This is a genomic window from Actinomadura sp. WMMB 499, from assembly GCF_008824145.1.
In the GTDB taxonomy this organism is placed as follows: Bacteria; Actinomycetota; Actinomycetes; order Streptosporangiales; family Streptosporangiaceae; genus Spirillospora.
The window spans coordinates 1,659,374-1,680,156 of sequence record NZ_CP044407.1; the positions used below are offsets into that span (position 1 = coordinate 1,659,374).

The following is a 20,783-nucleotide window of genomic DNA, read 5'->3' on the forward strand; positions in this document are numbered from 1 at the left end:
CCGCCCGAGGGCCCCGCCGGAACCCGGCGGCGGTCACCGCGCGGGCGGGTCAGGCCAGCGGCGTGTAGGTGCGGACGTCCTCGCGGACGGCCTCCCACAGGCGGTTCAGCGGATGGTCCGCGCCGTATCGCTCGAGGTCGGCGCGCCGAACGAACGCGCCGGTCATCAGCTCCGCGCGCGGCTCCATGTCGTCGTCCAGCCCGATCGCGCGCAGCGGGACGGCGTCCGGGTCCTGCTGCCCGGCCATCCCCCGGCCGATCGACCCGGTGACGATCATGCAGCCGCGGACGAACCCGGACCGCAGCAGCGACAGCCCGTAGTGCACGTCGTCGATGTCGGCGACGACGTTCAGCCGCTCCCGGTAGTTCGGCCCGTACCAGGTCGCGAGCAGGTCGGCGACGAGGCCCGCGGGCGGCAGGACGAGCGGGACGCCCGGCAGCCGGCTCGTCGGCACCGGCGTGCCGGACAGCTCGCGCTCCGGCAGGTTCGTCAGCAGCAGCGCCCGTCCCCGCGCGTACTCGACGACCTCGTACTCCTTGAGCCGCCGGTCGCCCTCGGGGGTACTGACGATGCTGCCGCAGACGAGATCGACGGCGTTGGTCTCCAGCCGCGACCACACGTCCTTCGTCCGCACGTGCGCGACCTTGAACTCCACCTCGCGCTGCCGGAACTCCTCCGACACCCGGTTCCACGCGCGGGACACGATCGGGAGCGTGAACTCGGTCGTCCCCACCGTGAGCATCCGGCCCAGCCGGCGCCTGCTGCGGTGCACGGCCTCCAGCCAGCTCGCGAACGTCTCGCGCGCCAGTTCCACGGTCTCCTCGCCCGTCGGGGTGAACAGGAAGTCCTTCCCCCGCCCCTGCCGGACGGTCAGCACCTCGCCGCAGAGCGCCTGGCTGGTCCGGTTCAGCGTGTCGAGCTGCTTCTGGACGCTCGACTGCTCGCGCCCGAGCGCCCGTGCGGCGCGCAGCGCGGACCCGGTCTCGTGCACGAGGAGCAGCGTCCGCAGCTGGTCGAACGTCATGTCCAGCAGTCCGGGCGGGCAGTCGAGCAACTCGTCGGGGGGCACGGGACCGGACATTACTACCTGCCGCCCCGCCCGCACCGAAATGACCTCCCGCACATCTGAACGGGAATTGATGACTTTTCCCCTCCAACTAATCTGGAGATGTTCTTTCAAACAGCTAGACAGGGTTTTCTGACCTCTAGAACACTTTCATCTCGTCCGGACCCCGCCGAGGAAGCACAGTGAGCCGACCGACCACTCCCCACGCCGCCGCGTCACCTCCCGGACGCACCGGCGGCGCTCCCGGGCGCGTCCCGGCGACCGTCCTCGCCGGGACCGCCGCCGGGGAGGCGGCCCACTGCTTCCGAAAGCGATGACTCCCGTTCGCCGCGGCCCTTCTCCGCCGCGGCGCCGGGGCCGGCCGTCGGCCCGTGCGCGGGGCCGCGCGCACGGGCCGGCTCGGTTGCGCCGCCCGCGCCTACAGGGGCGCGCGGGCGGCTCGCAACCTCCCCGTCAGTTCGGGGTGGCGAGGGTCAGGGGGAGGACGGCGGGGGCGCCGGCCTGTCTCAGGAGGCGGGCGGCGACGGTCATCGTCCACCCGGTGTCGATGCGGTCGTCGACCAGCAGGACGGGGCCCGGGGCGTCCGCGAGCGCGGCCCGGAGGGGGTCGGGCAGTGCCAGGGCGTTCCAGACCGAGCGGAGGCGCTGGGCGCTGTTGTGGCGGCGGGGCACGGACTCGCCCACGGGGACGAGTTCGCCGAGGTGGGGCAGTCGGCCGATCTCGGCGATGCGGTGCCCCAGACCGGTGACCAGGCGGGGGCGGGAGCGGGAGCCGATGGTGACGACGCCGGTGGGGCGGGCGGACCAGTCCCAGGCGGCGAGGACGGTGACGACCGCGTCGAGCATGTCGGCGGGCACGTCGGTGTCGCCGGCGGCGAACAGGTCGCGGAGGCGGTTGCCCCAGCCGATGTCGGTGAGCCGGCCGAGGGCGCGTCCGGTCTCGGCCTGCTCCCCGGCGGCGATGCGGCCGGAGACGCCGAGGTCGTCCTTGACGGCGGTCGGCCACATGCGGCGCGGCGGCAGGTCGACGCCGGGACGGTGCAGGCGGTCGCGGGCGCGCGCGGTGCTCTCGGCGGCGACGTCGGCGGATCTGCGTTCGCCGGTGCAGTTGTCGCAGCGGCCGCAGGGCGCGGCGGCGGGGTCGTCGAGCCGGTGGCGGAGGAACTCCTCCCGGCAGCCGGTGGTGGTGATGTAGTCGAGCATGGCCCGCTGCTCGCTGCGGCGCTCGGCGGTGACGCGCTCGTAGCGTTCGCGGTCGTAGGCCCAGGGCGCGCCGGTGGCGGTCCAGCCGCCCTTGACGCGGCGGACGGCGCCGTCGACGTCGAGGACCTTGAGCATCATCTCCAGGCGCGCGCGGCCGAGGTCGACGCGGGGTTCGAGGGCGGCGACCGAGAGCGGGCGGTCCGCCTCGCCGAGGACCCGCAGGGTGTCGCGGACGACGTGCTCGGGCGGGAACGCCATGCTCGCGAAGTACTCCCAGATCTCGCGGTCCTCCCGGCCGGGGAGGAGGATCACCTCGGCGCGGTCGACGCCGCGGCCCGCGCGGCCGATCTGCTGGTAGTAGGCGACGGGCGACTGCGGCGCGCCGACGTGGACGATGAACCCGAGGTCGGGCTTGTCGAAGCCCATCCCGAGGGCGCTGGTGGCCACGAGGGCTTTCAGCTTGTTGTCCAGGAGGTCCTGCTCGGCCTGGAGCCGTTCGGCCTGTTCGGTCTGGCCGGAGTAGGCGGCGACCTCGTGCCCGCGGTCGCGGAGGAACGCGGCGATCTCGTGCGCGGCGGCGACGGTGAGGGTGTAGATGATCCCGGAGCCGGGCAGCCGGTGGAGCTGCTCGGCCAGCCAGGCGATGCGCTCCTCGGCCGTCGGCGGCGTCACCACGGCGAGGCGCAGCGACTCTCGTTCCAGCGGGCCGCGCAGGACGAGCGTCTCGCCGCGGTCCGGCGCCGGCGCGGCGTCCGGTTCCGCGCCCGCGAGCTGCTCGGCGACGTCGCGGGTGACGCGGGCGTTCGCGGTCGCGGTGGTGGCCAGGACCGGGACGCCCTGCGGCAGTTCGGCGAGCAGGGTGCGGATCCGCCGGTAGTCGGGCCGGAAGTCGTGCCCCCAGTCGGAGATGCAGTGGGCCTCGTCGATGACGATCAGGCCCGCACCGGCGGCGAGCTTCGGCAGGACGAGGTCGCGGAAGTCGGGGTTGTTGAGCCGTTCGGGACTGACGAGCAGGACGTCGACCGCGCCCTCCTCGACCTCGGCGAAGATCTGCTCCCAGTCGTCGGTGTTGGCCGAGTTGATCGTGCGGGCGTGGATGCCGGCCCGTTCGGCGGCGTCGATCTGGTTGCGCATCAGCGCCAGGAGCGGGGACACGATCACGGTGGGGCCCGCGCCGCGGGCGCGCAGGAGGCGGGTGGCGACGAAGTAGACGGCGGACTTGCCCCACCCGGTGCGCTGGACGACCAGTGCCCGGCGGCGCCCGACGACGAGGGCGTCGATCGCCGTCCACTGGTCGTCGCGGAGCCGCGCGTGGTCGCCGGCGAGGGCGCGCAGTGTCCGTTCGGCCTCGTCGCGGAGGTCGCTGGGAGAACTCATGCACCCTTGGTATCAACGATGCGACGACCCTCACACCAGAACTTGGTTCTGGGGATAGCCCCACTGGACGACTCAGGTCCCGCGCGTGGGTAGCCTGCGGGCGAGATCGGATCTTGCTGGAAGGACAGAAGCGCGGAAATGAGCGCGGCGCAGCGCCCGGACGCCCCGGGCGCGGTGGAAAGGCTGCGGCAGTCGGCCGCGGCGGAACGGTTGCGGCGCACCTGGCAGGTCCTGATGGACGGGACGCCGCCGGAGCCGCCCGAGGAGGAGCCCGGGGAGGTCGTCGATCCGCGGGCGCTCGATCTCGTCCTGCGCGTCGGGGAACTCCTGCTGGCCAGCGGTGAGACCACCGAGCGGGTCAACGAGGCGATGCTCGGCCTCTCCGTGGCCTACGAACTGCCGCGCTGCGAGGTGCAGGTCACGCTGACGAGCCTGCTGGTGTCCGCGCATCCGGGGCAGGGCGCGATGCCGGTGACGGCGGCCCGCGCGATCCGCCGCCGGACGCCCGCGCACTGGCGGCTGACCGCGCTGCACGACCTCGTCCAGCAGGCGTCCATCGGGATGCTGGAGCTCGAGGCGGCGCACCGGCGGCTCGCGGAGATCAAGCGGGGCCGGGGCCCCTACCCGCCGTGGATGATCGTGCTGGGGCTGGGCCTGATCTCCGCGTCGGCCAGTGTGCTGTCCGGCGGCGGGCCGCTGATCGCGCTGACCGCGTTCGCCGGAACGGTCCTCGGCGACCGGGCCGCCGCCTACCTGGCGCGCCGGGGCGTCGCGGAGTTCTTCCAGCTGACGCTGGCCGCCGCGATCGGTGCGACGGGCGCGGTCCTGGTGGTCGTGACGGGCAGTCCGGGGCCGGCCGCCTCGGTGGTGACCGGTGTGATCCTGGCGCTGCTGCCCGGACGCCCGCTGGTGGCGAGCATTCAGGACGGCATCACCGGTGACCTGGTGAGCGCGGGGGCGCGCGTGCTCGAGGTGTTCTTCATCATCGCGGCGCTCGTCGCGGGCCTCGGCGCCGTCGTGTACATCGCGGTCAATTTCGACGTCAACATCGACGTGCGGCACCTGCCGAAGGCCGCCGAGACGCTCGACTCCGTCCAGATCCTCGCGGCCGCGGCGGTGGCGGTGACGTTCGCGGTGTCGCTGGCCGCGCCGCGCGCCGTGCTGATGCCGGTCGCGGTGGGCGGTGCGCTGATCTGGGTGCTGTACGTGCTCATGCGCGGCTGGGACATGCCGCCCGTGCTGGCCTCGGCGGTGGCGGCGACGGTCGTGGGGACGCTCGCGAACGTGGTCGCGCGCAGGCAGGGGGCGCCCGTGATGCCCTACGTCGTCCCGGCGATCGGCCCGCTGCTGCCCGGGACGCCGCTGTACCGGGGCATGGTGGAGCTGAACACCGGGGCGCCGCAGGACGGCATCCTCAGCCTGATCTCCGCGCTGTCGATCGCGCTGGCGCTCGGCGCCGGGGTGAACCTCGGTGGTGAACTCGTGCGCGCCTTCCAGCGGGTCGGTCTCACCGCCTCCGGCCGCTGGGCGCGTCCGGCGGCCCGCCGGACCCGCGGCTACTAGCCGGACCCGCCGGTGCCGGTCTTGTCGGTGCCGGTTTTGTCGGTGCCGGGCGCTACCTTCACGGCATGTACCGACAGGGAGACATCCTGATCCTGCCCGTGGCCGAGGCGGACGTGCCGCCGTCCGCGCGGGACCTGCCGCCCGCGCCGCGCGACGGACGGGGCCGCATGGTGCTGGCGCTCGGCGAGGCGACCGGGCACGCCCACGCGCTGGCCGCGCCCGGGACGCTGCTGCGCACCCCCGACCCGCGCACCCCCGACCACCTGCACCTCCCGTCGGGCGGGCGGCTGGTGCACGAGGAGCACGCGGCGATCTCGCTGCCGAAGGGCTGGTACCGGGTGGTCCGGCAGCGCGAGTACGTGCCGGGCTCGGTCCGGGTCGTGGCGGACTGAGGTGACGGACATGCTGACCGAGACGCCGAGGGCCGCGCACTTCGTCGTGAGCGACTGGCAGTCGGCCGCGTTCGCCGCGGTGCCCGCCGACCGTCCGCGGGCCGAGGCGGGCATCGCCGCGGCCTACACCGCCGCCGGGACGGCGCCGCCCGAACGCGTCGTGTGGGTGCCCTCGCCCGCGCGCGGCGCCGTCGCGGCGGCCGTCCTCGCGGGGCACGGGGACGCGCTGCGCGCGGCCGGGCTGGACGACCTGGTCGACCGGGCCGTCGAGGACCTGGGCGACTTCGCCGAGCCGGGACGGGCGCGGTCGTGCGTCCGCGACGAGGTGCGGACGCGGCCCTGGGAGGCCGAGCGGGCCGCGGCGGCCGGTGAACTCGGGGCGCGGGAGTGGCCGCGGGCGTGGGCCGACAGCGGCGGCTTGCTCTGGGACCAGGTGCAGTCGCTGGTCACCCGGGTCCGCGGCGCAGTCGGGGCGCTGGCGCTGCCCGATCCGGACGCAGCGACGCCCGAGCGGGAGCGCGCGGAGTCGCTGCTGCGCGCCACCACGCTGGACGCGGTGCTGGGCCAGCACGACGCGCCGTGGCTGGCGCTGTTCGAGTCGCTGGGGCGGCTCGGCGGCCCGCTGGCCGGCCTGGCCGAGGTCGCCCGCGCGGCAGGCTGGTGGTGGCCGTACGAGCGGCTCGCGATCTGCTGCGAGCGGCCGTCGGAGCTGCACCGGGACGAGCCGGGGCGGCTGCACCGCAGGGACGGCCCGGCGCTCGCCCATCCGGACGGGTTCGCGCTGCACGCCTGGCGCGGCATGCCGATCCCGCCCGACTTCGTCGACTCCCTCACCGGCCTGGACGCCGGCCGGATCCTCCGCGAGGAGAACGCCGAGCTGCGCCGCGTCATGCTGGAGATCTTCGGCTACGACCGCTACCTGGCCGACACCGGGGCGAAGCCGGTCCACCAGGACGAGACGGGCGTGCTGTGGTCGATCGACCTGCCGGACGACGAGCCGGTGGTCATGGTCGAGGTCGTGAACTCCACCCCCGAGCCCGACGGGACGTACCGCACGTACTACCTGCGCGTCCCGCCGTCCACGCGGACCGCGCGGGAGGGCGTCGCCTGGACGTTCGGCGTGGCCGAGGCGGACTACCGGCCGGAGAAGCAGACCTGAACCTCTCCCGACGACCGGTCTTCCGGTCCCCCGGCGGGCGTCCGTTGGCAGCACTTCCCCAGTCGCCAACGGACGCCCGCCGCATCATGCGGGCCGAGCCGTCACGCGAGCAGGGCCGTCACGCAAGCAGGGCCGTCACGCAAGCAGGGCCGTCACGCAAGCAGGGCCGTCACGCGAGCAGGGCGGGGATGCGTTCGAGGACGCCGCCCGCGAAGGTGTCGTAGAGGCCGAGCGGTTCGAGGTGGACGTAGCCGATGTGGCAGTCGCAGGTGGCGAGGGGGCAGGGGCGCGGGCCGAGGCCGGCGCGGAAGGTGCCGTCGTAGAGGTTGCCGAGGACGGACGGGACGAAGTGGCAGCGGCGCACGGTGCCGTCTCCGTCCACCGAGACGACGGTGTCGCCGGTGCGGCAGGCGCGCCCCCGGCTGGGGTGCGGGTGGCGGCTGACGGGGAAGTGGGGGTCAAGCTCGGTCCAGGCGGCGGCCTCCGCGTCGTCGTAGGCGCGACCCTCGGCGGCGTTGATCCACAGGTACGTGCCTGCGGGGAGGTCGGCGCGGAGGCGGCGGGCGGCGTCGAGGTGCTCGGGCTGCCCGACGACGCCGACGCTGTAGCGGACGCCGCGCGCGTGCAGGTCGCGGCACTTGCCGAGGAACCGCTCGTAGGGCACCTGGCCGGGGTGGTAGGTGGCCCAGAGTGCCAGGCGGGACGGGTCGGCGTCGGACGTCCAGGACACGCGGTGGCTGAGGTTCGTCTGGATCGCGACTCGCTCCACGTGCGGGACGTGGCTCAGTTCGACCAGGGCGCGCCGGTACCAGGAGCGGACGAGACCTTCCCCCCACGGCGTGAACAGGACCGAGACCGGGTGGTCCTGGGCGGTGACCCAGGCGGTGAAGCGTTCGAGGGCGGCGCGGTCGGCGCGGAGCTGTTCGGTCGTGTCGCGGCGCTTTGCGAACGGGCAGTACGGGCAGTCGAAGTCGCAGCTCGCCAGGGGGCCACGGTAAAGGATCGTCAGGTGGTCCATCAGCGCGCCTCGTAGGTGCCCATGAGGGACTGCACGGATCCGGAGAACAGGGCGGGGCCGATCGCGTCGGAGTGGGCGAGTCCTTCCGGGGTGAGCCGGAGGGTCTCGTGGGACGGTTCCAGCCAGCCGCGCTCGCCGAACGTGCGGAGTTCGTCCGGGAAGTGCGCGGACGGGTCGCCGCCGAAGCGCGCGCGGTAGGAGGCGAGGTCGAGCCCGTCCGCCTGCAGGAGGGACTGGAGGACGTGTCGGCGGCGGCGTTCGTCCTCGGTCATGGTGAACCCGACGCGCGCGGTGCCGAAGTCGGGTTCGCGCACGTAGTCGTCGATGATCGAGCGGACCTGGGACGCGCCGACCGCGTACTCGAACGAGTAGTGCAGGCGGGTCGTGTAGGAGCGGGCGCCGCAGCCGAGGCCGACCATGCCGTCGGTCTGGCAGCAGTACTCCGTGCCGTTCGCGGACGCGCCGGGCAGCCGGAACATGCGCATCGACACCTGTTCGTAGCCCTGGGCCAGGAGGTGGTCGCGTCCGAGCCTGTAGAGGGTGAGGCGCTGGTCGTCCCAGTCGTGGGCGCGGCGTCCGAGTCCGGTGAGCGGGCGCACGTACAGGGGGTAGAGGTAGAGCTCCTCTGGGCGCCACGCAAGAGCGGAGTCGAGGGAGTGCAGCCACGTTGCGGGGGTCTGACCGTCGATGCCGTAGATGAGGTCGATGTTGAGGGTCGGGAACCCCACGGCGCGGATGCGGTCCAGTGCGGCCTCGACCTCGGCGCGCTTCTGCGGGCGGACGGCCGCGCGGGCCTCGTCGTCGAGGAAGCTCTGCACGCCGATGGAGATCCGCGTGGTGCCCCGTTCGGCCAGGACGGTCAGGCGGTCGGTGGTGGCGGTCGCCGGGGACGTCTCGACGCCGAGCGGTCCCGACCCGAATCCGGGAAATCGTCCCGCGATGTCGCAGAGCCGTTCGAGTTCGGGGGCGGTGAGGTACGTCGGGGTGCCGCCGCCGAACGCCGTGGTGGCGAACGACGCACCGGCCGCGCCGCCCGCACCGTCCAGGGCGTCCAGGACGGCCGTGGCCTGCCGGTCGAGCGCGTCCAGGTAGGCGCCGGTGAGCTCTTCGGGCGCGCCCGTCCGGGTGAACAGGTTGCAGAACCCGCACCGCATCTCGCAGAAGGGGATGTGCAGGTAGAGGAACAGCGCGTCGAGCGGCTCGCCCGCCCACACGTCCCACAGGGAGGGCGCGGGGTCGAGCGGGCGGTAGGCGGTCTTGTGCGGATACGCGTAGACGTATCCCTGATAGGGGGACACGCCGGTCGCGGTGCTGGATGCGGTCACTGCAGAACGAACTCTCCGTACGGAACGGTCCACACGACCTCGTGGCCGATGCGGTGCCCGGTGTGGCCGTCCTCCCCGTACGCGGTGCCGTGGTCGGAGCACACGATGACGAGGCAGGGGCGGCGCATGAGGGCGAACAGGCGCCCGATGTGGGCGTCGACGTGGCGCAGGGCGGCGGCGTGGCTCGCGCGCGTGTCGCCGTCCGCCCGGGACGCGCCGTCCAGGTAGAACCAGTTCGGCTGGTGCAGGGACGCGACGTTGACCAGCATGAACAGCCGCCGCTCGGGCGGCAGCCGGGCCACCACGTCCGCCGCGCGGGCGATCTGGTTGGGCAGCGCGTCCGGGTCGGTCACGCCGAACTCCGGTTCCCAGTGGCTCTCGGCGAACAGCGACGGGAGCGCGGAGCCGAGCGGCGTGCGCTTGTTGAAGAACCCCACGCCGCCGATGCAGGCGGTGTGGTAGCCGGCGGCGGCGAGCCCGGACGGCAGGTCGGCGGCGTCGAACGTCCAGGTGCCGGGCGCGGTCGTCTCGCTGCCGGGGAAGGCCCCGGCGAACGGGCGGGGATGCGGGCCGGGCGCGGCCGGAGTCGGCAGGAACCCGGCGAGCATCGCGGCGTGCGCGGCGTAGGTGAAGCTGCCGGGCGTGTGCCGCCGCTCCCAGCGCCCGTCCGGCAGGTACCGGACGAGCGCGGGCGTGTCCCCCGCCGCGGCGAGTTCGGCGGCCACGTCGTACCGGAGGGTGTCGAGCGTCACCAGCAGCACGTCGTGGGTGCCGATGATCCGGTTCATGTCACGCATGGGCGCCGCTCTCCGCGAGCACGGCCCTGACCTGCGCGGTGTAGGTGTCGACGCCCTCGGCGGCGCCGCCCGGGAGGCCGGTGAGGCGCGGCAGCAGGTCACCGAACGCGTTGACCTCGCACACCGCGAAGCCCCGCATGCGGTTCAGGACGAGCAGGTCCACACCGACCATCGGGCTGCCGGGGAAGCACGCGGCCGCCCGCGCGCACACGTCCATGGCCTCGTCCCACCCGTCGGCCCCAAGCGCGCGCCGGACGGCCTCCAGGTCTCCCCTGGTGCCGCCCAGATGCAGGTTGGTCATGGGGTGCCGGCTGGTCCGGACGACCGCGTGCGTGGGCTCGCCGCCGATGACGACGACGCGCAGGTCGAACGTCCGGCCGCCGATCGACGCCTTCGGCACCCAGCGCTCCACGTGCAGGCCGTCCGGCGCGAGCGCGTCGATCAGGGACGCGATCTCCGGCTCGCCGAGGTAGGTGCGCACGCGCAGCGAGTTGCGCAGGCCGTCCGGTGTCGTCGCCGCCGAGGTGATCGCGCGGATCCGGCCGCCCGGCGCGGTCTGCAGCGCCACCACCCCGGACGCCGACGACCCGTGCGCGGGCTTGACGAACACCCGCCGCTCCCCCGCGTCCGCCATCGCGTCCCGCAGCGAGGCGTAGTCGCGCACGCCGGGCAGCGCGGGCGGAACCGGCACCCCGGCGGCCCGCATCCGGGCGTGCGACGGCCGCTTGTCGAACATGACGGCGATGTCGTCGATGTCGCCCGCGATCCGGGCGCCCGCCGCGGACGCCGCCGCGCCGATCCGGCCGAGCGCGGCGGTGAACGTCCGGTACCAGCGGGCCCCGCCGCCGACCCGCGTCGGATCGCCGGGGCCGCGCAGCAGCGCGTCCGCCTCGGCGTCCTCGCCGGGCGAATCGATGCGCACCAGCTCACCGGAGCCGAACCCGAGGCCGAACCCGAGGTCGCCGCCGCGCAGCACGTCCGTCCAGGGGACGATCCGGGGTTCGGGCAGGCCGCACGACCGGCACGCCTCGGCGAACAGGACGGCTCGCCGGTCGCCCGGCGTCACGACGACGGCGAACCCCGCGGTTCCGGGCGCCGTCATTCCTGCACCGCGATGTAGAGGCCCCGGTCTTCCGCGTCCTCCCAGGGGAACTCCTCGCCCGTGTGGTCGATCGAGGGGGCGAGCGCGAGGTCGACGCCGGGCAGCGCGGTCTCGAGCCGGTCCTGCATCGCCTCGCTCAGGTAGTGCCCGTCCAGGTCGAGTTTCCGCAGGTGTGTGAGGGGCTGGCCGGACAGCAGCGGCTCCGCGCCCCGGTCGGTCAGCGTCCCCACGCCAGGGCCAGCGACTCCAGCCGCGCCACGACCGGCGCGGACGCGAGCGCCGCCGCCAGCTCGTCCAGCATCGGGGTGTTCTGGAAACCGAGGTGCCGCAGCGACGGCAGCCGCTCCCCGTCGAGGACGGGCGCGACATCGTCGATCGTCGCGTCGCCGCCGCGGAACTCCACGCCCAGCCACAGGTCGAGGTGCTCCAGGTCCGGCAGCTCGCTCGCCGCCACCGCCCGCACCACGCCCACCGGGAGCCCGGCGGACTCGAACCGCAGCACCTTCAGGACGTCGCTCCGGAACGGCGACAACTCCAGGCCCTCCGCGCCGCGGACCTCGAACCGCTCCAGGCCGGGAACGCGCGCAGCACCGGCGATGTCGGTGTGCTGGATCCAGGAGAGGTGCGCCTCCTCCTCGATGTCGATGTCGCCGACGACAGCGCCCGCAGGTTCGGGAAGGACGCGGCCGCTCCGGTCAGCGCCTCCACCGGCAGCGGCTCCATGTCCCAGTAGCCGATGACCAGCGCGGTGACCGCCGCGGTGTCGACCGTCTCGACGAACCGCGCGAACCGGTCGGCGAACTTCGGCCCCTCGTAGAAGGTGGCGACGCGCCAAGCGACCTCACCGGCGCCGGCCCCGGCGGCACCCATCCCGGGTTTTCCGGGGTCGAACGTGACCACGGGAAGCCCCCCGTACTCGGTCAGCGGCTCATCGATCTCCATCGTCGGCTCATCGATCTCCATGCTCGCCCCTTGCCCTGTTCGCCCGAATCATTCCGACACCGCGACGTAGAAGCCGTCCGGCGGCCATCCGTCGCCGAGGGTCTCGCCGCCCGGAAGGCCGAGGTCGATGTCGACGCCCGGCAGCTCCGCCCTGATCCGCTCCATCAGCGGTTCGGAGATGAAGTGGTGGTTCAGGTCGAGTTTCCGCAGGTGGGTGAGCGGCTGCCCGGACAGCAGCGCCTCCGCGCCCCGGTCGCTCAGCGTCCCCATCGCCAGGCTCAGCGACTCCAGCCGCGCCACCACCGGCGCACCCGCCACCGCCTCGGCGATGTCGTCCTGGACGACCGAGTCCTGCAGGCCGAGGTGCCGGAGCGCGGGCAGCCGCTCCCCGCGAGGATCGGCGCGAGGTCGTGTACGGTCGCGTCGCCGCCGTACTCGTCGTCCCCGAGCCACAGTTCGAGTGCTCGAGCCGTGGCAGTCGCCCGCCGCCACCGCCCGCACCACGCCCGCCGGGAGCCCGCCGGACTCGAACCGCAGCACCCGCAGCGACTCGCTCCGCACCGGCTCCGGACCGAGATCGCCGACGCCCTGGACCTCGAGCCGCTCCAGCTCGGGGAAAGCGGCGAAGATCGGCGAGATGTCGCCGTGGCCGATCCAGGAGATCTCCTGCTCGGGGATGTCCCCGAGGTAGAGCGCGCGCAGGCGGGGGAACACGTCCGCCCGCGCCGCGATCTCCCCTGGCGCGCCCGGCCCGTCCCACCAGCCGATGACCAGGTGCGTGATCCGGGTGGTGTCGACGTTCTCCAGCAGCCAGTCGAACGCGTGCCCGGCGTCGAAGGACGTCCACCCGCGTGCGCCGGGGTAGACGCCCCAGGCCGCGTCGCCGGGGGCGGGGAGCCGCTCGACGTCGGCCTCGATCCCGCCCTCGATCTCGACGACGGGAAGGCCGTCGAACTCCTCCAGGCGTTCGTCGTTCATTCCGACACTTCGACGTAGGGCTCGTCGCGCGCCGCCTCTTTCAGCTTGATCCTGACGCCGGGCAGGGCGGCCGTGATCCGTCCCTGGATCGGTTCGGAGATGAAGTGGTGGTTCAGGTCGAGCTCCCGCAGGTGCGTGAGGGGCTGGCCCGCGAGGAGCGCCTCCGCGCCCCGGTCGGTCAGCGTGCCCATCGCCAGACTCAGCGACTCCAGCCGCGCCACCACCGGCGCACCCGCGACCGCCTCGGCGATCTCGTCCTGGACGACCGAGTCCTCCAGCCCGAGGTGCCGCAGCGCGGGGAACCGCTCTCCGGACAGGACGGGCGCGAGGTCGGCGGCGGTCACGTCGCCGCCGTAGTCCTCGGTCCCGAGCCACAGGTCGAGGTGCTCCAGGTTCGGCAGGTCGCTCGCCATCACCGCCTGGACGACCGTGGCGGGCAGCCCGCCGGACTCGAACCGCAGCACCTTCAGCGACTCGCTCCGGATGGGATCCAGCGAGAGATCGCCCACGCCCCGGACGTCCAGCCGCTCCAGCGCGGGGAACGCGCGGAACAGCGGCGTGATGTCCTCGTGCACGATCCACGAGATCTCGGACTCCATGTACGTGATGTCGCCGAAGAAGAGGGACCGCAGGTTCGGGAACGACGCCGCCGACTCGGCGAGCAGCGGCACCGGGTAATCCTCGTGCTCGTCGTAGTCCGAACCCCAGTAGCCGATGACCAGCGCGGTCACGGCGGTCGTGTCGACGGTCTCGCAGAACCGTTTCCAGATGTCGCCGAACGGCTCCTCGTCGTACTCCGTCGCCACCCGCCACGCCACCGGCCCGGCGGGCGCCTCATCGTCGTCGTCCTCGAACGTGACGACCGGAAGGTCGACGTACCGCTCCAGGTTCTCGCCGATCATGCCGTCCCTTTCCTGTTCCGTCCGCCATGTACTACCAGGGGGGACGGACGACTCGCGCCGGCGCCGGTCACTCCGACACCTCGATGAAGAACCAGGTCTCCCCGTCGAACTCGTCCGGCTCCTCGCGGTCGTCGAGGTTCACGTCCACGCCGGGCAGGGCCGCGTCGACGCGCTTCATCAACGCCTTGGACATGAAGTGGTGGTGCAGGTCGAGTTTCCGCAGGTGGGTGAGCGGCTGCCCGGACAGCAGCGCCTCCGCGCCCCGGTCGGTGAGCGTGCCCATCGCCAGGCTCAGCGTCTCCAGGCGGGCGACGACCGGCGCGCCCGCGGCCGCCGCGGCGATCTCGTCCTGCAGCTCGGAGTTCTCCAGCCCGAGGTGGCGCAGCGACGGCAGCCGCTCGCCCGACAGCAGCGGCGCGAGATCGGCGACGGTCGCGTCACCGCCGTAGTTCTCGGTCCCCAGCCACAGTTCGAGCACCTCCACGTTCGACAGGTCGCTCGCTCCCACCGCCCGGACGACGCCGGCGGGCAGGCCACCGGACTCGAACCGCAGCATCCGCAGCCCGCGGTGCTCCACCGGCTCCATGACCAGGCCGTTGCCGCCCCGGACCTCGAGGCATTCCAGTTCCGGGAACGCCCGGAAGATCGGCGTGATGTCGCCGTGGTTGATCCAGGAGATCTCGGACTCCTCGGACTCGATGTCGCCGAGGAACACGGACCGCAGGTTCGGGAAGGACGCGGCGGCCTCCACCAGCAGGGGCACGGGGTAGGTGACGCCGGAGTCGTAGTCGGCGCCCCAGTAGCCGAAGATCAGTGCCCGGACCTCGGTGGTGTCGACCGACTCGCAGAACCGTTTCCACACCTCGTCCCACGGCGCCTCGTCGAACGCGCTCGCGACGCACCAGGCCGCCTCCGCGGCGGGCGGGAGCGCGGCGAGCCCCTCCGCCTCGCCGTCGAGCCGCTCGTGATCGAACCTGAACACCGGCAGCCCTGTGTACCCGCCGTTGATTTCCCACATGTCCTGAAGTTCTCCTAGTGAATGCGCTCGGCCGCCCTATCGAGACGTGGCGGCGATCGAACCGGTTCCGGTCATTCCGCGACGTCGACGAAGAACCCGCCGTCGTCCTCCTCGTCCCGTCCGCCGTCCAGATCGACCTCGACGCCGGGGAGCGCCGCCCGCAGGCGCTCCATCATCGGTTCGGACAGGTAGTGGTAGGACAGGTCGAGTTCGTGCAGGTGCGTGAGCGGCTGGCCCGCCAGGAGCGCCTCGGCGCCCCGGTCGGTGAGGGTCCCCATCGCCAGGCTCAGCGTCTCCAGGCGGGCGACGACCGGGGCGCCCGCGGCCGCCGCGGCGATCTCGTCCTGCAGCACGGAGTCCTCCAGCCCGAGGTGGCGCAGCGACGGCAGCCGCTCGCCCGACAGCAGCGGCGCGAGATCGGTGACGGCCGCGTCACCGCCGTACACGTCGTCGCCGAGCCACAGGTCGAGCTGCACCAGGTTCGGCAGCTCGGACGCCCCGACCGCCCGGACGACGCCCGCGGGCAGCCCGCCCGACTCGAACCGCAGCACCCGCAGCGACTCATGCTCGACCGGCTCCAGGACCAGGCCGTCGCCGCCGCGCACCTCGAGGCACTCCAGCTCGGGAACGCCTCGAAGATCGGCGAGATGTCCCCGTGCTTGATCCACGAGATCTCCGACTCCTCGAGGATGATGTCGCCGAGGAAGAGGTGCCGGAGTTTCGGAAAGGACGCGGCCGCTTCGACGAGGAGCGGGACCGGGTAGGTGTACCCCTTGTCGTACCCGGCGCCCCAGTAGCCGATGACCAGGGCGGTCACCTCGGCCGTGTCGACGGTCTCGCGGAACCGCCGCCACACGTCGGCGAACGGCTCCCCCTCGAACGCGGTCGCCACCTTCCACGCGACCCGTCCGTCGGGCGGGGCCGGGACCGCGTCGGCGGCGCCGAAGCGGACCACCGGGAGGTCTGCGTACTCCTCCAGGGGATCGCGGATCATTCCGAGACCTCGGTCGCCACGCACCACGCCGCGTTCCCGGGGGACGGAAGTTCCGCGAATCCCTGCGCGTCGGCGTCGAGACGTCCCTGATCGAACCTGAACACCGGCAGATCCGCGTACGTCTTCTGCTGCTCCCAGATGCCCAAGGCTCCCCCAAAACGATTTTGTCCGCCCTGTCCTATCAGGACGGGCGGACAAATCGCCGCGATTCACTGGAACGCGGGTTCAGCGGCCGATGATCAGGAGGTGGCGGGCGCCTTTCCGGTGGCGATCAGCACCGAGCCGTCGTACTTGCCCTCCACGAACTTCGCGACCTCCGGGCCCTGCAGCAGCTCGACGAGCTTCCGCACGCGCGGGTCGTCCTTGTCCTCCGGCAGCGTCACCACGCCGTTGGCGTAGGGGTTGCCCTCGGCCTCCTCCGCGGCGAGCGCGTCGTCCTTCGGCGTCAGGCCGGCCTCGATGGCGAAGTTGCCGTTGATGACGGCCAGGTCGACGTCGGGCAGCGAGCGGGGAAGCTGCGCGGCCTCGAGCGGCTTGATCTCGAGCTCCTTCGGGTTGTCCGCGATGTCCTGCTCGGTGGCGCTCGTCGGCGCGTCCGGCTTCAGCGTGAACAGGCCGTTGTCGGCGAGCAGCTTCAGCGCGCGCCCCTGGTTGGCCGGGTCGTTCGGGACGGCGACGGTCGCGCCCTGCGGCACGGCGTTCAGGTCCTCGACCTTCTCCGAGTAGACGCCGAGCGGCTCGAGGTGGACCGGCGCGACCCACTCCAGGTCGTCGCCCGCCTTCTTCTCGAACTCCTCCAGGAACGGCATCGTCTGGAAGTAGTTGGCGGTGACCTGCTGCTCCACCAGCGCGGTGTTGGGCTGGTTGTAGTCGTTGAAGGTCACGATCTCCAGCTCGAGCCCCGCGTCGGCGGCCAGCTCGTCCTTGACGAACTGGAGGATCTCGCTGTGCGGGACGGGCGTGGCCGCGACCTTCAGCGGCGCGTCCGGGTCGTCGGACGCGCCGGACGGGCCGCAGGCGGTCAGGCCCGCGAGCAGCCCGAGGGAGGCGACGGCGACGGAGAACTTGCGGAGCACGACGAGTGCCTTTCTCTAGCGTGGATCTGTTGCGTGGGTCTCTAGCGGTGGGTGAGGCGGCGGGCGACGAAGTCCCCGACCGCCTGGATGATGAGGACCAGGACGATGAGCAGCACGACGGTCGCGACCATGACGCCCGTCTCGAAGCGCTGGTATCCGTAGACGACGGCGAGGTTGCCGAGCCCGCCGCCGCCGACCGTCCCGGCCATGGCGGTGTAGCCGATCAGCGCGATCACGGTGACGGTGAGCCCGGACACCAGGCCGGGCCGCGCCTCCCGCAGCATCACCTTGCGGACGATCTCGCGGCGCGTCGCGCCCATCGCGTCCGCCGCGGCGATCACGCCGGGATCGACCTCGCGCAGCGCGATCTCGACGAGCCGCGCGTAGAACGGGATGGCGCCGATCGTGAGCGGGACGATCGCCGCCTCGTTGCCGATGCTGGTGCCGACCACGGCGCGGGTGAACGGGATGATCGCCACCATCAGGATCAGGAACGGCAGCGACCGCCCGATGTTGACGACGACGCCGAGCACCTTGTTGACCGGCGGCACGGGCAGCAGCCCGCCGCGCTCGGTGACCACCAGCAGCACGCCGAGCAGCAGCCCGAACACGGCCGTGAACAGGGTGGCGACGCCCGTCATGTAGAGCGTCTCCCAGGTGGCCGGCCACAGCAGCGGCGTGACCTCGTCCCAGGTCATCGGGCGTCCTCCTCGGCGGTCAGAGGTTCGGCGGGGTCGGAGGTCCGGACGTCGACGGACAGGCCCGCCTCGCGCAGGAACGCGAGCTGGGCGGCGTTCACCGACGGCTCGCCGGGCAGCTCGAGCTGGAGGCGCCCGACGCGCTCGCCGGCGATCGTCTCGACGGCCCCGCCGAGGATGTTGACGTCCACCGAGTACTTGCGGGCCAGCGCGGACACGAACGGCTCCTCGGTCGCGCCGCCGACGAAGGTGACCTCGACGACGGTGGATCCGGCGCGGGGCTCGGCGGGCGGCAGCGGGAACAGCCCCCGGGCCAGTTCCGAGCCCGGACGGGCGAGCAGCTCGGTGACCGGGCCCGACTCGGTGAACCGGCCCGCGTGCATGACGGCGGCCGAGTCGCAGATCCGCTTGACCACGTCCATCTCGTGGGTGATCAGCAGGACGGTCAGGCCGAGCCGCCGGTTGAGGTCGCGCAGCAGTTCCAGGATCGAGGCGGTGGTCTCGGGGTCGAGCGCCGAGGTCGCCTCGTCCGACAGCAGCACCTTCGGGCGTCCGGCCAGGGCCCGCGCGATGCCGACCCGCTGCTTCTGCCCGCCGGAGATCTGCGCCGGGTACGCCCTCGCGTGCTCGGTGAGCCCGACGAGGTCCAGCAGCTCGGCGACGCGCGCCGCCCGCTCGGCGCGCGGGACGCCCATGACCTCCAGCGGGAACGCGACGTTCCCGGCGACGGTGCGGCTGCCGAGCAGGCCGAAGTGCTGGTGGATCATGCCGATGCCCTGGCGGGCGCGGCGCAGCCCCGCGCCGCGCAGCGCCAGCAGGTCCGAACCGTCGATCAGGACGCGTCCGGAGTCGGGACGCTCCAGCAGGTTGACGCAGCGCAGCAGCGTGCTCTTCCCGGCGCCGCTGCGGCCGAGCACGCCGAACACCTCGCCCTCGCGGACGGTGAGGTCGACGCCGTCGACGGCGGTCACCTCGCGTCCTCGGGCGCGGTAGACCTTTCGGAGTTCTTCGATCTGGATCACAGAGAATCAACCCGTGCGGACAGGCGCCGCCGGAGGGGCGGCGAGGCGAGCGGATGGTGCGGATCGGACTGAACAGGACGAACGGGAGGTGCGTGCGCGTGCCACGCGGCGCGGGGCGCGACCGGCCGGCCGGCCGGCTGCGCGGACGCTCGGTCGCGCGGGCGTTCGCCCGGGTCCCGTCAGGCGAGTCCGGGCGGGTACGGGGCGTGGCTCAGCAGATGGCGTTCGATGATCATGTGCGACTCGGGTTCGGCGTTCGCTCGCTTCGGGGCGCGAGGCTCAGGCAGGGGCCCTCAGTGGTCACACATTCGACGGCAGCGCGCACACCGCGGGGCCCGCGACGCCTGCGGGCGGTGCTCGGGGCACGGGCGTACGGCGGTCATGTCAGCAGTTAATCCGCGAAATGCTGATGACGCAAATCAGGCGCAAAGCCCATGAACCTCGCCACCGCCGAACATTCGGCGATCGAGGGGACACTCCACGTGAGCACCATCACAGTCGGAGAGGATCGTCACAAACCCCCACATCGCCATTCGAACAACGATTTGGTGACGGACGGCTTGCGAAGCGCTGACGTGGGCGGGCTCACCGGATGAAACCAGACGAGCCGGACCTCTAGAGTGATGCAGGCGCCGGAGCCCTCTACTCCCGCACGGGGGCCTCGTGCCCTGCACAACACGCTCCACCTGCACGACCCTGCCCCACGACGCCCGCCCCGGACGTTCCATCCGCGACCCCGCCCGCATGATCAGAGGTCCCGCACATGTACGACCACACGGTGCACGAGGAGTGCCTGCGGCTCCTACGGGACGGCCTGCCCGACCCCGCCCCCAGCCCGCCGACGACGGATGCGACTTCCTTCCGCTGGGGGTCGACCGCGACGGAGACGTCGCCGTCGTCACCTTCCTCCAGTGGGGCGACGGCGGGACCGTTCCACTCATCGAGGGCTGGACGTTCCACCAGCGCGACGGCGAGTGGATGGAGATCGGCGGCGCGGCCGGCTCGGCCCCCGAGGAGCCCCTCGCCCGCCGCTCGTCCGGCGAGATGGGGCGCCACCTGCAGAAGTACGGCTCGGGCCGGACGGTGCGCAACGCCAACCGGCTGCTGCCGTGGGGCGCCAAGTGGGTGAGCGAGGCCCGGCTGCGCGCGTCCGCCGAGGTCGCGCGGGTCCGGGTGGGCAAGCGCCTGCTCGAGGTCCCCGGGCACGGGCACGTCGCCGTCGTGTGGGGCGCCCGCCGCGCGCCGGTCGTGGAGGCGCTCGCCGCCGACGGCTCGGTGCTGGACACGCTCGACCTCGCGCCCGCCGGGCTGACCACGCGAGCCTGACCGCGCAACACGTCCCCACGGGCGTGACGGCACCGGCCTGACCACACGACCTGATCGAACGGCCTGACCATACGGGCCTGACCGCGCGGCGACGCTTCCGCGCGTCCCGGGCCGGGCAGACTCCCGGCATGGCCGTGACACCCGACTACGACGCCGATCCCGAACGCTTCCGACTCGCCACGCGGGTGACCCGCCGCTACCTGATCGGCGCGCGCAGCCTGCACGATCACGTCGCCGCGAAGCTGCGGGCGGCGGGCGCGTCGCGCGTCCTGGACGTCGGGTGCGGGGAGGGCGCGCTGAACGCCGCGCTGCCCGGCCCGCCGCCGTTCCGCGTCGCGGGCCTGGACGTGTCCGCGGCGCTGCTGCGCACCCATCCCGGCCCGAAGGTGCGCGGCGACGCGGCGCGGCTGCCGTTCCGCGACGGGGCGTTCGACGCGGTCACGGCCGTGAACATGCTGGACCACCTGGACGATCCGGTCCGGGCGCTGCGCGAGGCGCGGCGCGTGCTGGCGCCCGGCGGGCTGCTGCTGGCGGCCGCGATCAGCCGCGCCGACAGCCCCGAACTCGCCCCCGTCTGGCGCCCGCCGCACACCGCGTTCGACGCCGAGGACGCCCCTGCGCTCGTCTGCGCGGTGTTCGGGGAGGTCGAGGTCGAACGCTGGGACGCCCCGCTGATCACGCTCCCGCACCGCGCCGCCGTCCGCGACTACCTGATCGCGCGGCGGGTCGCCCGCGCGGACGCGGAGGACGCCGCCGCCCGGGTGCCGGTGCCGCGCCCCGTCACCAAGCGCGGCGCGCTGGTCGTCGCCCGCCGCTGACCCGCCC

At 73.2% G+C, this 20,783-nt stretch carries 22 protein-coding genes; 5 read left to right on the top strand and 17 right to left on the bottom strand.

What is annotated here, in order from left to right:
* Positions 1 to 49: 49 nt before the first annotated feature.
* Both F7P10_RS07200 and F7P10_RS07205 read right to left on the bottom strand, forming a co-directional pair.
* Positions 50 to 1,069 (bottom strand): LysR family transcriptional regulator, encoded by a 1,020-nt coding sequence (locus F7P10_RS07200; RefSeq protein WP_218040406.1) that lies wholly within the window; start codon positions 1,067 to 1,069, stop codon positions 50 to 52.
* 450 nt (positions 1,070 to 1,519) lie between these two features.
* On the bottom strand, positions 1,520 to 3,646 hold the full coding sequence (locus tag F7P10_RS07205) for a RecQ family ATP-dependent DNA helicase (protein WP_151008636.1): 2,127 nt from the start codon (positions 3,644 to 3,646) through the stop codon (positions 1,520 to 1,522).
* 138 nt (positions 3,647 to 3,784) lie between these two features.
* On the opposite strand from F7P10_RS07205, the gene F7P10_RS07210 reads away from it, so the two are divergent.
* From F7P10_RS07210 to F7P10_RS07220, 3 genes are all read left to right on the top strand, one after another.
* The gene (locus tag F7P10_RS07210) at positions 3,785 to 5,209 is read left to right on the top strand and encodes a threonine/serine exporter ThrE family protein (protein ID WP_254716464.1); all 1,425 of its coding nucleotides are present in this window, start codon (positions 3,785 to 3,787) and stop codon (positions 5,207 to 5,209) included.
* 65 nt (positions 5,210 to 5,274) lie between these two features.
* On the top strand, positions 5,275 to 5,601 hold the full coding sequence (locus tag F7P10_RS07215; RefSeq protein ID WP_151008637.1) for a hypothetical protein: 327 nt from the start codon (positions 5,275 to 5,277) through the stop codon (positions 5,599 to 5,601).
* A 10-nt stretch (positions 5,602 to 5,611) separates the two neighbouring features.
* Entirely contained in the window at positions 5,612 to 6,760 is a 1,149-nt protein-coding gene (locus F7P10_RS07220; RefSeq protein ID WP_151008638.1) for a DUF6745 domain-containing protein, read from the top strand.
* Between the two features lie 169 nt (positions 6,761 to 6,929).
* Here F7P10_RS07220 and F7P10_RS07225 read toward each other — a convergent pair whose 3' ends face one another.
* The 15 genes from F7P10_RS07225 to F7P10_RS07280 form a co-directional block, all read right to left on the bottom strand.
* On the bottom strand, positions 6,930 to 7,778 hold the full coding sequence (locus F7P10_RS07225) for an STM4011 family radical SAM protein (protein ID WP_151008639.1): 849 nt from the start codon (positions 7,776 to 7,778) through the stop codon (positions 6,930 to 6,932).
* The gene (locus F7P10_RS07230) at positions 7,778 to 9,103 is read right to left on the bottom strand and encodes an STM4012 family radical SAM protein (protein ID WP_151008640.1); all 1,326 of its coding nucleotides are present in this window, start codon (positions 9,101 to 9,103) and stop codon (positions 7,778 to 7,780) included. The genes F7P10_RS07225 and F7P10_RS07230 overlap by 1 nt, the downstream gene beginning before the upstream one ends.
* Positions 9,100 to 9,900, bottom strand: a complete 801-nt coding sequence (locus F7P10_RS07235) for an STM4013/SEN3800 family hydrolase (RefSeq protein ID WP_151008641.1) — start codon at positions 9,898 to 9,900, stop codon at positions 9,100 to 9,102. Before F7P10_RS07235 ends, F7P10_RS07230 begins: the two co-directional genes overlap by 4 nt.
* Positions 9,893 to 11,002, bottom strand: coding sequence for an STM4014 family protein (locus F7P10_RS07240; protein ID WP_151008642.1), 1,110 nt, complete (start codon positions 11,000 to 11,002; stop codon positions 9,893 to 9,895). Before F7P10_RS07240 ends, F7P10_RS07235 begins: the two co-directional genes overlap by 8 nt.
* Positions 10,999 to 11,232 carry a hypothetical protein gene (locus F7P10_RS42065; RefSeq protein ID WP_176611338.1) on the bottom strand — a complete coding sequence of 78 codons (234 nt, stop codon included), beginning with the start codon at positions 11,230 to 11,232 and terminating at the stop codon, positions 10,999 to 11,001. The genes F7P10_RS07240 and F7P10_RS42065 overlap by 4 nt, the downstream gene beginning before the upstream one ends.
* Entirely contained in the window at positions 11,220 to 11,534 is a 315-nt protein-coding gene (locus F7P10_RS42070) for a hypothetical protein (protein ID WP_176611339.1), read from the bottom strand. The genes F7P10_RS42065 and F7P10_RS42070 overlap by 13 nt, the downstream gene beginning before the upstream one ends.
* Positions 11,507 to 11,965, bottom strand: coding sequence for a hypothetical protein (locus F7P10_RS42075; RefSeq protein WP_176611340.1), 459 nt, complete (start codon positions 11,963 to 11,965; stop codon positions 11,507 to 11,509). Before F7P10_RS42075 ends, F7P10_RS42070 begins: the two co-directional genes overlap by 28 nt.
* 27 nt (positions 11,966 to 11,992) lie before the next feature.
* A complete protein-coding gene (locus F7P10_RS07250; protein ID WP_176611341.1) occupies positions 11,993 to 12,922 on the bottom strand; it encodes a leucine-rich repeat domain-containing protein in 930 nt (309 codons plus the stop codon).
* Positions 12,919 to 13,824, bottom strand: a complete 906-nt coding sequence (locus F7P10_RS07255; protein ID WP_151008643.1) for an STM4015 family protein — start codon at positions 13,822 to 13,824, stop codon at positions 12,919 to 12,921. Before F7P10_RS07255 ends, F7P10_RS07250 begins: the two co-directional genes overlap by 4 nt.
* A 67-nt stretch (positions 13,825 to 13,891) precedes the next feature.
* Positions 13,892 to 14,842 (bottom strand): STM4015 family protein, encoded by a 951-nt coding sequence (locus F7P10_RS07260; RefSeq protein WP_151008644.1) that lies wholly within the window; start codon positions 14,840 to 14,842, stop codon positions 13,892 to 13,894.
* A gap of 71 nt (positions 14,843 to 14,913) precedes the next feature.
* On the bottom strand, positions 14,914 to 15,510 hold the full coding sequence (locus F7P10_RS45345; RefSeq protein ID WP_368077460.1) for a hypothetical protein: 597 nt from the start codon (positions 15,508 to 15,510) through the stop codon (positions 14,914 to 14,916).
* 322 nt (positions 15,511 to 15,832) lie between these two features.
* Positions 15,833 to 15,982 (bottom strand): hypothetical protein, encoded by a 150-nt coding sequence (locus F7P10_RS42080; RefSeq protein ID WP_176611342.1) that lies wholly within the window; start codon positions 15,980 to 15,982, stop codon positions 15,833 to 15,835.
* 93 nt (positions 15,983 to 16,075) lie between these two features.
* Positions 16,076 to 16,912 carry a MetQ/NlpA family ABC transporter substrate-binding protein gene (locus tag F7P10_RS07270; RefSeq protein ID WP_151008645.1) on the bottom strand — a complete coding sequence of 279 codons (837 nt, stop codon included), beginning with the start codon at positions 16,910 to 16,912 and terminating at the stop codon, positions 16,076 to 16,078.
* Positions 16,913 to 16,953: 41 nt separating this feature from the next.
* Positions 16,954 to 17,610: a methionine ABC transporter permease gene (locus F7P10_RS07275; protein ID WP_151008646.1), complete on the bottom strand. Its 657-nt coding sequence runs from the start codon at positions 17,608 to 17,610 to the stop codon at positions 16,954 to 16,956.
* Positions 17,607 to 18,632: a methionine ABC transporter ATP-binding protein gene (locus F7P10_RS07280; RefSeq protein ID WP_151008647.1), complete on the bottom strand. Its 1,026-nt coding sequence runs from the start codon at positions 18,630 to 18,632 to the stop codon at positions 17,607 to 17,609. The genes F7P10_RS07275 and F7P10_RS07280 overlap by 4 nt, the downstream gene beginning before the upstream one ends.
* 789 nt (positions 18,633 to 19,421) lie before the next feature.
* Here F7P10_RS07280 and F7P10_RS07285 point away from each other — a divergent pair.
* Both F7P10_RS07285 and F7P10_RS07290 read left to right on the top strand, forming a co-directional pair.
* The gene (locus tag F7P10_RS07285) at positions 19,422 to 19,958 is read left to right on the top strand and encodes a hypothetical protein (protein WP_151008648.1); all 537 of its coding nucleotides are present in this window, start codon (positions 19,422 to 19,424) and stop codon (positions 19,956 to 19,958) included.
* Between the two features lie 128 nt (positions 19,959 to 20,086).
* A complete protein-coding gene (locus F7P10_RS07290; protein WP_151008649.1) occupies positions 20,087 to 20,776 on the top strand; it encodes a class I SAM-dependent methyltransferase in 690 nt (229 codons plus the stop codon).
* Positions 20,777 to 20,783: the final 7 nt, after the last annotated feature.

Coding starts and splice junctions, on each gene's coding strand:
- F7P10_RS07215 (WP_151008637.1), top strand. CDS start 5,275: ATGTACCGACAGGGAGACATCCTGATCCTGCCCGTGGCCGAGGCGGAC.
- F7P10_RS07290 (WP_151008649.1), top strand. CDS start 20,087: ATGGCCGTGACACCCGACTACGACGCCGATCCCGAACGCTTCCGACTC.
- F7P10_RS07260 (WP_151008644.1), bottom strand. CDS start 14,842: ATGTGGGAAATCAACGGCGGGTACACAGGGCTGCCGGTGTTCAGGTTC.
- F7P10_RS07250 (WP_176611341.1), bottom strand. CDS start 12,922: ATGAACGACGAACGCCTGGAGGAGTTCGACGGCCTTCCCGTCGTCGAG.
- F7P10_RS07205 (WP_151008636.1), bottom strand. CDS start 3,646: ATGAGTTCTCCCAGCGACCTCCGCGACGAGGCCGAACGGACACTGCGC.
- F7P10_RS42075 (WP_176611340.1), bottom strand. CDS start 11,965: ATGGAGATCGATGAGCCGACGATGGAGATCGATGAGCCGCTGACCGAG.
- F7P10_RS07240 (WP_151008642.1), bottom strand. CDS start 11,002: ATGACGGCGCCCGGAACCGCGGGGTTCGCCGTCGTCGTGACGCCGGGC.
- F7P10_RS07275 (WP_151008646.1), bottom strand. CDS start 17,610: ATGACCTGGGACGAGGTCACGCCGCTGCTGTGGCCGGCCACCTGGGAG.
- F7P10_RS07225 (WP_151008639.1), bottom strand. CDS start 7,778: ATGGACCACCTGACGATCCTTTACCGTGGCCCCCTGGCGAGCTGCGAC.
- F7P10_RS07220 (WP_151008638.1), top strand. CDS start 5,612: ATGCTGACCGAGACGCCGAGGGCCGCGCACTTCGTCGTGAGCGACTGG.
- F7P10_RS07235 (WP_151008641.1), bottom strand. CDS start 9,900: ATGCGTGACATGAACCGGATCATCGGCACCCACGACGTGCTGCTGGTG.
- F7P10_RS07210 (WP_254716464.1), top strand. CDS start 3,785: ATGAGCGCGGCGCAGCGCCCGGACGCCCCGGGCGCGGTGGAAAGGCTG.
- F7P10_RS07255 (WP_151008643.1), bottom strand. CDS start 13,824: ATGATCGGCGAGAACCTGGAGCGGTACGTCGACCTTCCGGTCGTCACG.